This window comes from Streptomyces caeni (assembly GCF_042678285.1).
GTDB lineage: Bacteria > Actinomycetota > Actinomycetes > Streptomycetales > Streptomycetaceae > Streptomyces > Streptomyces caeni.
Map to the genome: position 1 here is coordinate 103,819 of NZ_JBHUDX010000030.1, position 12,261 is coordinate 116,079.

A 12,261-nucleotide genomic window follows, 5' to 3' on the forward strand; every position below is an offset into this window, starting at 1 on the left:
GGGTATTTGAAAGTGTCCGTGCGGTGCTGCTCACGGCCCCGGGGCAGCCCGCACGGCCGGCAGAGGCACCTCGTGAAGGGGAGGTCGGGGTGACGACCATAGAGTTGACGTACGACAACTTCGCCGAGGTCGGTTCGAGTGCTGACACGATGGTGATCGGCTTCTCGTCCCAGCACTGCCGGCCCTGTGCCGTCTTCGCATCCCTCTTCGAGCGGGTCTCCGACCGCCATGACGACATGGTGTTCGCCGCGGTGGACGTCACCGAGCAGTCCAGGCTGGCCGATGCCCTCGGGGTCGCCTCGGTGCCGAACCTGATGATCGTCCGGGATCGTATCGTGCTCTACACGCAACCCGGCACGCTGCCCGAGCGCGTCCTGGAAAGCCTCCTGGACAAGGTCAACGCTGTGGACATGGACGACCTCCGCCGCCGGATGACGGCTCGCGGACCGTCCCCCGCGCAGCACCGTGCGCCGTCGGGGGAGAAGATCCCCGGGGCGAAGCGGCGCGCCCGCCGGCCATGCCGAGGTCCGCACCGGCGCGGTGGATGACGCCGGCTCCGGTCCCCGCGCCGCCGGGGGCGAGGATGCCGGCCGCTGCGGCCGCGGTCTCCCCCTGAACGGCCCGGCCGCCCCTGCCCCCGCCGCCGATCCGGCGGTGTCCCGCGGCTGTTGCCTGACGGTCCGTCATGAGACGGTGTGCGGATGACGTCGCGGTACGGACTGGAGGGCAGGGCCGCCATCGTCACGGGTGCCTCGCGCGGCATCGGACGGGCGGTCGCCGAGGCGCTGGCGGGGGCCGGTGCACGGGTGTGTGTGAGCGCCCGGGACCCGGACGCGGTACGGCGCGTCGCCGGGGAACTCGGTGGCGTCGGGCTCGCGGGCAGTGTCGCCGACCCGGCTCATCTGCGGGAGCTCACCGAGCTCGGCCTGAGCGCTCTCGGACGGATCGACATCGTCGTCAACAACGCCGCGGCCAATCAGCCCTACGGGCCGCTCATGGACGCCGCGCCCGACCGCTGGCGCGAAGCGTTCACCGTCAATGTGGAGGCGCCGCTGCGGCTCGTGCAGTGCGCCTGGCGCGCCTGGATGCGTGAGCACGGTGGCGCTGTGGTCAACATCTGCACCGAGGGCGCCGCGCACGTGGGTCCGAACGTGGGGGCGTACGGGACCAGCAAGGCCGCGCTGCTGCACCTCGCCCAGCAGCTCGCGGGTGAGCTGGCCCCGAAGGTGCGGGTCAACTCGGTCTCGCCCGGCCTCGTCCGTGCGGGACCCCTCGACGCACTCGCCGACCGGCTCATCGCGCGAGCCCAGCCGTCGAACGAACGCACAGACGACACCGCCCTGCTCCTCCTGCGCTCCACGGCGGTCCGCGGCCGGGGGGCTGTCTGACGCCGGAACCATCCGCATCCGGCGCGGCGACGCCCGGTCGTGCGACGCCGAACCGCGTGCCGGTGCCCTGAAGCGCCGGTGCTCCGGCGCGGGCCGGCCGAGTCAGCGCGGTCGACGGAGCCCTGCGATGAGGAGCTCGACCAGCCGACGTGCGTCGTAGCGGGGATCGCTGTCCGCGCCGATACACAGGTTTCCGACGCCGCGCAGGAGCGCGTAGGCGTCCAGGCCGGATCGAATCTCACCGGAATCCGCTGCGGCGTCCAGCAGTTGGGTGCACACGGGCAGGAGCCGATCGAGGAAGTAGGCGTGCAGATTGCCGAAGCCGGCGCTGTCGGACTGCAGCACGGCGGCGAGCCCGTGCTTGGTGACCAGGAAGTCGACGAAGAGGTTGATCCATTGCCGCAGTGCGGCGTACGGAGTGGCGCTGCTCGCCAGCAGGGCGGGGCCGGCCTCGGCGCATGCCTCCACCTGGTGCCGGTAGACGGCGATGATCAGATCCGCTCGTGTCGGGAAGTGGCGGTAGATCGTAGCCGTCCCGACGCCGGCCTCGGCCGCGATGTCGCGCACGGGCGCTTCGACGCCTGACGTGACGAAGATCGCGGCGGCCGCGTCCAGCAGGGTCTTCTCGTTGCGCCGGGCGTCCGCCCGCCTGGGCCGTGCCGCACGCATCGCACTCTCGCCGTTGTCCTTCACCGCACCGATCCTTCCACCGCCGGGTTTGCTAAACGGGACGTGGTTCCGTATCGTCAAACGGGACGCGGTTCCGTTTGCTCATGATGCCAGAGCAGAGGGCCGACGAGCCATGTATCGCCGCCACGCTCCACCCGCCTTCACCCGCAATGGAGGAACACGGTCATGCAGTACCGCACCTTGGGCCGCACTGGTGTGCAGGTCAGCACGCTCGCGCTCGGCGCGATGAACTTCGGCGCGATCGGGCGCACCACTCAGGACGAGGCCACCGCCCTCGTCGACGCAGCTCTCGAGGCCGGGATCAATCTCATCGACACCGCCGACATGTACAGCGGCGGCGAGTCGGAAGAGATGGTCGGCAAGGCGATCGCCGGCCGCCGCGACGACATCGTGCTGGCCACGAAGGCGGGCATGCCCATGAGTGACGAGCGCAACCACCAGGGCAGCTCGCGCCGTTGGCTGGTCACCGAACTGGACGCCAGCCTGCGCCGGCTCGGTGTCGACCACGTCGACCTCTACCAGATCCACCGGTGGGACCCCACCACCAGCGACGAGGAGACGCTGTCGGCTTTGACCGACCTGCAACGCGCAGGAAAGATCCGCTGCTTCGGCTCCTCGACGTTCCCCGCGCACCGCATCGTGCAGGCCCAATGGGCCGCCCGGGAAAACCACTTGAGCCGCTACGTCACCGAACAGCCCAGCTACTCGATCCTGCAGCGCGGAATCGAGTCCCACGTGCTGCCGGTGACCGAGCAGTACGGACTCGGTGTGCTGGTGTGGAGCCCGCTGGCCTCCGGGTGGCTGTCGGGCGCGGTCCGTGAGGGCCGGGACATCACCACCAGCCGCTCGACGTTCATGCCGCAACGCTTCGACACCGCCATCCCCTCCAACCGGGCCAGGCTCGACGCCGTCGAGCAGTTGGCCGAGGTCGCCGAGGAGGCCGGTCTGACCCTGATCCAGCTCGCGCTCGGATTCGTGACCGCGCACCCCGCCGTGACCACCGCGCTCATCGGCCCTCGCACGCTGGAGCATCTGCGCTCGTACCTCGCCGCCGCTGACACCGTGCTCTCCGCCGACGTGCTCGACGCGATCGACGCGATCGTCGCTCCCGGCACCGATCTGGCCGCGCACGAGAAGTACGACACCCCGCCCGCGCTGCTCGACCCGTCACTGCGACGCCGCTGATCGTCCGAGGGGCGGCTCCACACCCTCTCCCGCGGCTCCCGGGCCCGCGGGAATCCCGCAGACGCAGGCCAGAAGCCGCTCTCCGGCTCGCTCGGCGGCCCCGGGACGGAGGTATCGCACCAACTTCCGCACCCTGCCGCAGACATGTTCCGTGTGAGCCCCGGCACCACGTCCGGTTCGGCGCGCCGGTGAAGGAACGGAAAGGACCAAGGACTCCATGTCACACCCGCCCCGGCCTCGCTTCGGCGTCATGACCGCTCCCTCGCAGGTCGATTACCACGACGTCCTGCGAGTCTGGCGCGAGGCGGACGCGATCCCGGAGATCGAGCATGCCTGGTTGTTCGATCACCTCATGCCCATCGGCGGCCCCCCGGACGGCCCGACCTACGAAGGCCGGACACTGCTGTCGGCCCTCGCCGCCCACACCCGACGACTGCGGCTCGGCGTACTGGTGACCAGTAACCGCTTCCGGCCACCCGCCCTGCTGGCCAAGATCGCCGCGACCGTCGACATCGTCTCGGGTGGACGGCTCGACTTCGGCATCGGTGTCGGTTCGCGCCCCGGCCATCCTCTGGCCCGGCGCGAGTACGAAGCACACGGCCTCCCCTTCCACGACACCGCCCATGCGGTGGAAAGCCTCGCCGAAGCCTGCACGGTGATCCGGCGGTTGTGGACCGAGCCCGAACCGTTCGACTTCCACGGCGCCTGCGTCCGGCTCACCGGGGCGTACGGCGACCCCAGACCCGTTCAGCGCCCCCATCCGCCGATCCTGATCGGCGGACGTTCCTCCGCGACGCTGCGCGTGGTCGCCGAGCACGCCGACGTGTGGAACATCCCGGGCGGCGACATCGACGACGTCATCGGCCGCAGCGCACTGCTGGACCGCTACTGCGCCGAGAACGGCCGCGACCCCGCCTCGGTCACCCGCTCGATCCATCTGCCCGTCTCCTACGACCGGCCCGGCCTGACACGGAACGCGATCGGCGACGCGCTGGAAGCCGGCTTCCGGCACATCGTCCTCGGACGGTCCGCGCCCTACCCGGCCGGCACAGCACGGTGGGTCACGGACGAACTCATCCGTACGTCGGCCTGACAGGCCCCTTCAAGCTCCGGCCGTCCCGCGGCGGGTGCTCGGCGGCGTGTCGCGGCTGAGTCTTGCGAGGCAGACGTCCAGCGGCCGCAGTCGCCCGGCACAGCCTCCCGAAGGTCCCACCACCGGATGGCCTCGATCTCGTCGCTGGGCCGGAACGGCCGGGTGACGTCAACAGCCCGGCCGGTGAACGGGGCACCGTCTTCGGCGCGCCGGTCAGGCGCGAGAGCCAAGCTCGCGAAGCCGACGAAGCGGAGCGGTCCGTCGGGCACGTGGCCGGTTTCCCGCAACAGCTCGCGCGCGGCCGCCTGGCGAGGCCTCTCGCCCGGGTCGACCCGTCCGCCTGGCGGATCCCAGGTCCGCCGGAACCGGTTGAAGGCCGTCAGGACGCGATGACCGCGCCACAGGGCCACCAGTGCAACGGGCGGAGGCGCATCACCTGGCGGCTTGTCTTCCGCTCCCACGGCGAAGGAGACCAGGGCGTTGCCGCGACAGTCGACGGCAAGCGGGGGAGCGTGGGGAGCAGCCACCTCGACATGATGCCCGCCCTGCTCCGGCAAACGCCCGGCTCGTGTGTCTTCGATGTCGGAGTGAAGGACGGCCAGTTCGAAGCGGCGACGGAGGAAACGTTACGGCAAGCAGGCCGCACGGCCACACGGCTGACAGGCGGTTGAAGAATCACGCGTCGCCGGACTTCGGCCGTCGCCCGCTGTCGCGGACCTGCTAGCAGTAGAGACCGCAGAAATGCGGACATCCCACGCATCACGGTTGAGCTGTCTCGTCGCTCCGACGATTTTCAGAAAGGTCCAGGATGCCCAACATCTTTGGCGCGACCCTCCTTGCGCTGGCTCTGGCGGCCGGTACGGCGGGCACCGCTGCCACGTCGCCCGCGGCCGGGTCCCCGCCGGCAGCCACCACAGAGGCGGTCAAGGCCGACAAGATCCCCGGACGGTACATCGTTGCGCTCAAGGAGACCACCAAGGACGCGGGCGACCAGGTGACGGCGGCGGTCGAGCACGCCTCCACCATGGGCGCCGTGGTGCACGACGTCTATCGCCACGCCCTCCACGGCTACGTGGCGTCGATGAGTTCACGCACCGCGGCCGCGCTCGCCAAGGACCCGCAGGTGCAGTCGGTGCAGCAGGACCAGTGGGTCTACGCCACAGGTCAGGCGGTTCCGACCGGTGTGGACCGGGTCGATGCCGATCTCAGCCCGACCGCGGCCATCGACGGTGCGGACACTCGGGTCGATGCGGATGTGGCCGTCATCGACACCGGGATCGATCTGAACCACCCGGACCTCAACGTGTACCGCGCCGGAGGGAAGAACTGCTGGATGCCCCTTCTGCCGCCCTCCGACCTGCACGGGCACGGCACCCATGTGGCGGGCACCATCGGGGCCCTGGACAACGGGACCGGCGTCGTCGGCGTGGCGCCGGGAGTCCGGCTGTGGCCGGTGCAGGTGCTCAGCCCCTTCGGTGCCGGAAGCACCTCAAGCGTCATCTGCGGCATCGACTACGTCACCCAGAACGCCGACCGCATCGACGTGGCCAATCTGAGTCTGGGCAGTGCCGGCACCGACGACGGCAACTGCGGCAGAACCAATGGCGACGCCCTGCACCAGGCGATCTGCAACTCGGTCGCCAGGGGTGTCACCTACACCGTGGCAGCAGGCAATGACCACGCCGACGCGGCGCAGACCGTGCCCGCCGCATACGACGAAGTGATCACCGTGAGCGCCCTGGCCGACTTCGACGGGAAACCCGGCGGCCTCGGCCGGTCGACGTGCCGCACCGACCAGGACGACACCTTCGCCGACTTCTCGAACTACGGCCGGGACGTCGACCTGATCGCACCGGGCGTATGCATCCGCTCGACGTACCTCAACGGCGGCTACGCCACCATGTCCGGCACATCCATGGCCGCCCCCCATGTGGCCGGCGGTGCGGCGCTGTACCGGGCCACCCACCCCACCGCGTCGCCCCAGACGGTCAAGTCCGCTCTGCAGGCAGCGGGCAGCCTGGACTGGAGCTGGCCGTCGCAGGACGGGGACGCCGTCAAGGAACCCCTCCTCGGGGTCTCCGCGTTCTGACGGCTTCCGGCGGGCCCACGGGGCGGCCGGCCGTGCAATCCTGGCGGCGAGTCACGCGCTGCGGGGCCGTCAGGAGAACAGGGGGCGGCCTGCTCCCCGCGCCGCCGCCCGGACCGCGAGGAAGCGACCACGCCGCGCGATTCGTCGACGCTGTGCCGGGAGGGGGCGCTCCCACGCCGGGGACGGGGACGCCGCATGCGGCCGGCCGTCTCCGCGGGCCCCTGGGCGGCCGGGCACCGCCTGGCCCGCAGCCCGACCCCGGACCCGAGGGTCATCCAGCCTGCAGGGCCTCGCGCATCGCCTTCGCGGTGGCGGCCGGGTCGTAGGCCTCGGGGACGCCTGCGACCAGGATGATGTCGCCCTCGACGTGCCGCGAGCGCAGCGGGGCGATCTCCTGGTACGCGGGTGAGTCCCACCAGGCCCGCGCCTCGGCGATCCCGGGGAAGCCGATGACCACGACGTGTCCGGGCCAACCGCCCTCCTTCACCTCGTGCTGCGCGGCGTGCACGAGGAAGCGGCCGCCGTGCGGCTCGAAGGTGGCGGTGATGCGCTCGATGTACTCGGCGATCTCCGGGTGGGGAGCGGCCTCCCGCAGGTGGGCTATGGCGTAGGCAGGCATGGTGTCCTTCCGGTCGGTCGGGCTCCGTACGCCGGTGATCGTGGCATCGGGACCGGCCGGGGGTCGATGACCTGACAGGTAAGCAGCCCCGGCCCGATGCCGGCGCGAAGACGGTGACCACCGGCCCGTCCGCCGGTCGGCCGCCACGGCCCCGACGGCGGCCGGCCTGGGCGGGCTGGTCGCCCGAGCGTCCGCGACGGGTCCGCATCAACGGCACGAGGACCCGGGGCCGCCGGCAGGAGACCCCGCACGGAGCCCGCGCCGCGGTGCCGGCACCAGGAGGAGAGGCGGCCGTTCGAAACGTCGGACGCGGAAGCCGAAGACGCCGAAGCCCGGCCGGGCCACCGCGCGCCGCATCCAGCCATCCGATGTCCAGGCGGGTGTACACCGGGCGGTACCAGAGCCCGCAGAACGACTCTCCGTCCCCGAACGCGTCCTCGTCCAGGCAGGCGTAGTCGCTGAGAGCCTCGTGGAACGCCCGCACATCATCGCCGCACCCTGCTGTGACGCCCACCGCCGGCTCTGTCCGGCCGGGCCGGCTCACCCTCAGCAGTTCCCGATCTCGCTGCGGCCCAGGGTGCCGGCCAGGCTCGACGACGCCGGCCGCCTGGCGGAGACCGCCGAGGCGTTCCTGGACTGAGTGTCCCGCCGTCGCCACCGGGCGTGGAGGCGCTCGTACGCCAACCGGTTCGACTCCCACACCATCATGGAGTCGAACGTCGGTCCCCCGCTTCAGATCGCTCGTACCATGGCCAGGGTGCCGGTGCGCCTGTTCACCGTGATCGAGGACCACACCTTGACTCGCCGCACGGCGGCGCGGCGCTACCGCGCGCCGCAGAGCGACGCTCGCGCGGTCAGCACTTCCACACCTCTGGCCCGCCTTCATGCCATTCGATCAGGCCGGATTCGGCGACATCCAGTTCGTCCCAGCCGGCCAGGCCGGCGTTCTGCAGGAAGACCGTGAGGTCGTGGAGGCTGTACGCGGTGCCGAGAATCCGGTCGTCGATGCCCACCTTGCGGCCACCGCTCTCCAGCGGCGGGTAGACGATCACGCGCTTGGCCATGGCACCAGCCTCACCCGCGACGGGCTGCCGCGCATCCCGGGTGCGACGGCTTACCCGCAGGCGGGACAGCGGTCCCTCCGCAAGACCGCTGTGACTGCCTGAACGCCGGGTGGGAGCCGGGCGGCACCTCAGTGTTCCGTACACGGGTTCGTGGGGGTGGAGCCGGTCGGTCCGGCCGCGGTCCGGGTGAGGTGCCGGGCCAGTACCCCGGCCGCGGAGAAGGCCGGGACGGCGAAGCCGCGGTTGGGCAGCCGGTCGGCGGGGCCCTCGCAGGCCACCCGCACGAGCGCCTCGCGCACGACGGCCAGGCTCACACCCCGTTCCTTGGCGAGCTCCTGCGGTTTGAGGGCGTCACCGGGAGCGTAGTCCCCGCGCATGATCGCGTCCCGCAGATGTGTGTACACCTGCACGGAGAGCATCGGCCTCCCCGGAGAAGTGGAGGTGCGAGCCGTCTGGGCCGTGCCATCAGCCTAGATGCTCCAGCAAATGATCGATTATCAATGCCATCGCCGATCTGTCGGCTGGCTGGCGGACGCCAGCGGCTCCCGCATGTGGCGCCGTCGGTCCGCCCGACGGAGAGGTGATGTCGACCGTTGCGCGGACCCTCTCGGAACTCCGCTCCGTACTGGAATGCGACCAGATCGGCATGCCCACGGGCTGCCGGCCCTGGCGTCCGTGGCGGTGGCCGACGAGTCCGGTTCTTCCCCCAGGACGGGCAGGCGCTGTCGGCGAATTCACTCAACGGCGGGTGACCACTTCTCGCCGGCGGTCTCGGTGGCCGTCGGCTCGCAGCCGGTAGCAGAGGGTCTCGCGGCGCTCGTCGCTCTCCGAGCCGGCATGGTCGCCGACGTTGTGCGCGAGCAAGTAGGGGGCGAACACCACGCTTCCGGCCGGCCCGACCCCCTGCACCGGATCGCCGAGTTCGATCCCCGGATACGGTCCCGGCGCCATGTCCTCCGCTCGTGCGAGGGCATCCGCTCCGCGCTCGGCGAGATACCGGCCGAATCTCAGATGAGTACCGGGCCGCAGCCACAGGTTGCCCCGCCCGGGTGTCGTCTGATCGGTGAACCCTTCTCGGTAACTCGCCGTGACGCTTCGTGATCTTCAGGCCGTGCGATCGTGTTCCAGTCGCAGGAGGACGAGGGCGGCCCGGGCGATGCGAGCGATGGCCGATGTGTCGAGGCTGACCCTGCGCAGGGCCTTGAAGGTGCCGAGGACATTCATGCGGTGATGGTGGAGACCTGCGGCCGGTCGATGCGGAACGGCGTTACCGCTTCGGCCTTCAACCCGATCAGCCGTGCGGGGTCGCACCCGTTCACTTCCCTGCTGCGCGGCCACGGCACTCCTCGAGCCTGCCGAATACAGCGACTTCGATGCCGAGCGTGCACGAGACCCGCAGCTTCGATGGCCGGTGGAAAGGAACGACGTGCGTGAGGATTCAGCGATGACTCAGAAGTTCCCTTCGGCGACGCCGTGCCGGATCTCCGTGACGCTCCGCGATGGGGAAGCCGTGCGTCGGGAGCGCGACTTCTCACGAGGCGATCCGCATGGCCCGCCGTCCGATGATGATGTCTCAGAGGATCGCCTGGGAACCTCGGCCATCCGGCGCCCACGACGGGCCGCAGCGCAATCCTCACCAGCCTGTGGAACCTGGAGAGGCCCGAAGACCTTGGCCTGCGACGCCTGTCCGCCCCCGGTCGGTGTGAATCATCCGCACGGGCTTCGGCGCGATCTCCGCGTCACCGAACGGACGCGAACGCGAGGGCACCTCGGTGAGGCCGTGCCGTGCCGTGGCGCGGGGCGAATGTGATACTGGAAGAGGGCAGAAAGACTGATCATGGGCTCAGGGACGGGCACCGGCAATACCCCCCGCGCGTGTTCGCGCGGTGTCTCGCGCCTGCGCCGGCTCGTCACCGAGGTGCGGCACGGTACGTCCACTTCGGCGTACGCAGGTAGGCGAGCCATTCGGGTGACGCTTGCAGCCGTCGCCGCCTTCTACATCTGCCTCTATGGCCTGCACGACCCCCTCGCTGCCACATACGGCCTGTTCGCGGTGGTGGCGATGGCCGGGCTCTCCCGCATTCCCGGCACCGGGCGACAGCGCGCCGTCGTCATCACCCAGCTCCTTCCGGTCGGCTGGCTCCTCGTCACCGCCGGGACCCTGCTCGCCGTACGCACCTGGACTGCGGCGGTGGGGATACTGGTGATCGGCTTCCTGCTCGCGTATTCGACGGTGGCCGGTCCACGGCTGGCCGGGGCGGCTGCGGGCCTGCAACTGCTGTACATCCTGCCGTGCTTCCCTCCGTACGCGCCGCAGACGCTCGGCGAACGGCTGGGCGGGATGACACTTGGCGTCCTGCTGCTCGTGCTCGCCGAGAGTCTGCTACTGCCCGACCCGCCCACCACCTCCTATCGGGACCTGTCTGCGGACGCGGCCATGACCGCGGCGCGCTGCGCAACCGAACTGACACGGCCGCCATGGACGCTGTCGATCGGGGCGGACACAGCGGCGAGGTCTGCCGGTGAGGCACTGCGCCCCTCCGCAGTGCCGGAGTCGGAGCGGCCCGCCGGACCGGGACTGCGGGAGCGAGCGCTCGCTCACACCGGCATGGCCGCCCGCGTCCTGCTGGCCCGCCTGCAGGAGGTGCCGGGACCGGGTCCGCAGGGCCCCCACTCCCAGACCCTCGCACTTCTGCACGAGGTGGCGGCGTCGGCCCAAAGGACGACCGCCGCGTTGCGTACGGGCCGCCCGGCCGGCCCGGGACAACTGGAGGAAGCCTTGGCGGTTTACCTGCGGCTGCGCACGGTAGCGATGAAACGGGAGACGCCCGAAACCATCGACATCGTCATGCACCGTCAGGCGATGCTCATCGAAGCCGCCTACGCCGGCGTGACCCTCGCAGTCGCGGCCGACCTCGCACTGGGACGGCGCCCGGGGTCCGCCGAGACACGGGATGGCAGCTTCTGGTACGCGCGGCAGGGCGCAGCGCGTCTGTGGGGGCATCGGCTGTGGGCGCACCTGAGCCCTCGCTCGGTGTACTTCCAGAACGCCATACGTATCGGCCTGGCGCTGGCAGCCGCTCGAACGGTGGCCGGACTCGACTCTCTCCCCCACGGTTTCTGGGCCATGCTGGCCGTTCTCACCCTGATCCGCACCACAGCCGCGCAGACCGTTTCGATCGTGGCCCGGGCTCTCGTCGGTACTCTGCTGGGCGCACTGGCCGCGGCCGCGATGCTGGTGTTCGTCAGTGGAAACACCGCAGCCTATGCCGTGGCACTGCCGGTGATCACGCTGGCCGCGTTCTGGATCGGGCCGACGCGCGGCGTGGGGTGGGCTCAGGGCCTGTTCACCCTGGTTGTATCCATCGTCTTCGCCCAGCTCGCGCCCGCCACATGGCAACTGGCCGAGTTCCGCTTCCTCAACGTTCTCATCGGCAGCTCAATCGGTCTGATCTTCGGGCTGCTCGCCTGGCCCCGAGGCGCCCAGAAGGAACTCCGCCGAGATGTCGCAGCCCTCCTTCGCGCCATCGGCTCGACCATCACCTCGACCACGTCGGTCCTCACGCAGGGTGCAGCGGAGAGACGGAGCAGCCTGCCGTCGCTGCGGCGTGCCCTGACACTTGCGGAATCGTCCTTCGCGCAGTACCAGGGCGAGCCGCAACAACCCGGCACTGCGGTCGTGGACTGGCATGCGGCACTGATGGCCGGACATCACGCCTTGCGCGGGGCCCTGCGCCTGCTGGCAGGAGGGCCCCCGGCCGACATCCGGTCGCCCGCGTCCGCGTGGCAGATCGAGCTGGACACCGACGGTGACGTACTGGCCAAGCGCTATGAACTGGTCGGCGGTCTCCTCGACGGCGCGCCCCAGTCTCCGTCCCGGTCCCACCCCCCGGTACCCGGAGAGGCCGCCCACGGCCGACCGCAGGGCCTTCCGGCATCGCCGCTCTACTACGACGCCGAGGCGTGGCTGAAGGCGCTCTCGGTCGATCTGGACCGCGTCGCCGCGACCGCCGCCGCGATGGGACCCTCCTCGGAGTACCGACGGTGACCATGCCGGCGCTCCGCACCGAGCGGGTCGCCGGACCAGGACATCCGCGCGATTGTCATGTCTGATCTGGAAGAACGCCGGACGC

Annotated in this window: 13 protein-coding genes and 2 pseudogenes; 8 read left to right on the forward strand and 7 right to left on the reverse strand. The window is 70.7% G+C overall.

Annotation, left to right across the window (positions count from 1 at the left end; translation table 11 throughout):
• Positions 1–89: 89 nt before the first annotated feature.
• Together ACFSL4_RS13050 and ACFSL4_RS13055 are read left to right on the forward strand one after the other, a co-directional pair.
• Complete coding sequence (locus ACFSL4_RS13050; RefSeq protein WP_381081882.1) at positions 90–548, forward strand: thioredoxin family protein; 459 nt, start codon at positions 90–92, stop codon at positions 546–548.
• A 153-nt stretch (positions 549–701) separates the two neighbouring features.
• A complete protein-coding gene (locus tag ACFSL4_RS13055) occupies positions 702–1,388 on the forward strand; it encodes an SDR family NAD(P)-dependent oxidoreductase (protein WP_381081884.1) in 687 nt (228 codons plus the stop codon).
• Positions 1,389–1,490: 102 nt separating this feature from the next.
• On the opposite strand, the gene ACFSL4_RS13060 is transcribed toward ACFSL4_RS13055, so the two are convergent.
• Complete coding sequence (locus tag ACFSL4_RS13060) at positions 1,491–2,057, reverse strand: TetR/AcrR family transcriptional regulator (protein ID WP_381082149.1); 567 nt, start codon at positions 2,055–2,057, stop codon at positions 1,491–1,493.
• A 186-nt stretch (positions 2,058–2,243) separates the two neighbouring features.
• Here ACFSL4_RS13060 and ACFSL4_RS13065 point away from each other — a divergent pair, with 186 nt between their 5' ends.
• Both ACFSL4_RS13065 and ACFSL4_RS13070 read left to right on the forward strand, forming a co-directional pair.
• On the forward strand, positions 2,244–3,263 hold the full coding sequence (locus ACFSL4_RS13065) for an aldo/keto reductase (RefSeq protein WP_381081887.1): 1,020 nt from the start codon (positions 2,244–2,246) through the stop codon (positions 3,261–3,263).
• A gap of 217 nt (positions 3,264–3,480) precedes the next feature.
• Positions 3,481–4,356: an LLM class flavin-dependent oxidoreductase gene (locus ACFSL4_RS13070; protein WP_381081890.1), complete on the forward strand. Its 876-nt coding sequence runs from the start codon at positions 3,481–3,483 to the stop codon at positions 4,354–4,356.
• Here ACFSL4_RS13070 and ACFSL4_RS13075 read toward each other — a convergent pair.
• The gene (locus ACFSL4_RS13075; RefSeq protein WP_381081893.1) at positions 4,299–4,883 is read right to left on the reverse strand and encodes an NUDIX hydrolase; all 585 of its coding nucleotides are present in this window, start codon (positions 4,881–4,883) and stop codon (positions 4,299–4,301) included. The genes ACFSL4_RS13070 and ACFSL4_RS13075 overlap by 58 nt on opposite strands.
• Positions 4,884–5,164: 281 nt before the next feature.
• Here ACFSL4_RS13075 and ACFSL4_RS13080 point away from each other — a divergent pair, with 281 nt between their 5' ends.
• On the forward strand, positions 5,165–6,445 hold the full coding sequence (locus ACFSL4_RS13080; RefSeq protein WP_381081895.1) for a S8 family peptidase: 1,281 nt from the start codon (positions 5,165–5,167) through the stop codon (positions 6,443–6,445).
• Positions 6,446–6,716: 271 nt separating this feature from the next.
• Here ACFSL4_RS13080 and ACFSL4_RS13085 read toward each other — a convergent pair whose 3' ends face one another.
• Positions 6,717–7,064 carry a DUF1330 domain-containing protein gene (locus tag ACFSL4_RS13085; protein ID WP_381081898.1) on the reverse strand — a complete coding sequence of 116 codons (348 nt, stop codon included), beginning with the start codon at positions 7,062–7,064 and terminating at the stop codon, positions 6,717–6,719.
• Between the two features lie 469 nt (positions 7,065–7,533).
• Here ACFSL4_RS13085 and ACFSL4_RS13090 point away from each other — a divergent pair, with 469 nt between their 5' ends.
• The gene (locus ACFSL4_RS13090; protein WP_381081901.1) at positions 7,534–7,704 is read left to right on the forward strand and encodes a hypothetical protein; all 171 of its coding nucleotides are present in this window, start codon (positions 7,534–7,536) and stop codon (positions 7,702–7,704) included.
• Between the two features lie 214 nt (positions 7,705–7,918).
• Here ACFSL4_RS13090 and ACFSL4_RS13095 read toward each other — a convergent pair whose 3' ends face one another.
• The 4 genes and pseudogenes from ACFSL4_RS13095 to ACFSL4_RS13110 form a co-directional block, all read right to left on the reverse strand.
• Complete coding sequence (locus ACFSL4_RS13095) at positions 7,919–8,128, reverse strand: hypothetical protein (protein WP_381081903.1); 210 nt, start codon at positions 8,126–8,128, stop codon at positions 7,919–7,921.
• A 215-nt stretch (positions 8,129–8,343) separates the two neighbouring features.
• Positions 8,344–8,547, reverse strand: a pseudogene (locus ACFSL4_RS13100) (GntR family transcriptional regulator); the annotation flags it as partial.
• A 319-nt stretch (positions 8,548–8,866) separates the two neighbouring features.
• The gene (locus tag ACFSL4_RS13105; RefSeq protein ID WP_381081906.1) at positions 8,867–9,079 is read right to left on the reverse strand and encodes a hypothetical protein; all 213 of its coding nucleotides are present in this window, start codon (positions 9,077–9,079) and stop codon (positions 8,867–8,869) included.
• 153 nt (positions 9,080–9,232) lie between these two features.
• Positions 9,233–9,337, reverse strand: a pseudogene (locus ACFSL4_RS13110) (IS5/IS1182 family transposase); the annotation flags it as partial.
• An 88-nt stretch (positions 9,338–9,425) separates the two neighbouring features.
• Here ACFSL4_RS13110 and ACFSL4_RS13115 point away from each other — a divergent pair.
• Positions 9,426–9,938 carry a hypothetical protein gene (locus tag ACFSL4_RS13115; RefSeq protein ID WP_381081908.1) on the forward strand — a complete coding sequence of 171 codons (513 nt, stop codon included), beginning with the start codon at positions 9,426–9,428 and terminating at the stop codon, positions 9,936–9,938.
• 159 nt (positions 9,939–10,097) lie between these two features.
• Positions 10,098–12,176: an FUSC family protein gene (locus tag ACFSL4_RS13120; RefSeq protein WP_381081911.1), complete on the forward strand. Its 2,079-nt coding sequence runs from the start codon at positions 10,098–10,100 to the stop codon at positions 12,174–12,176.
• Positions 12,177–12,261: the final 85 nt, after the last annotated feature.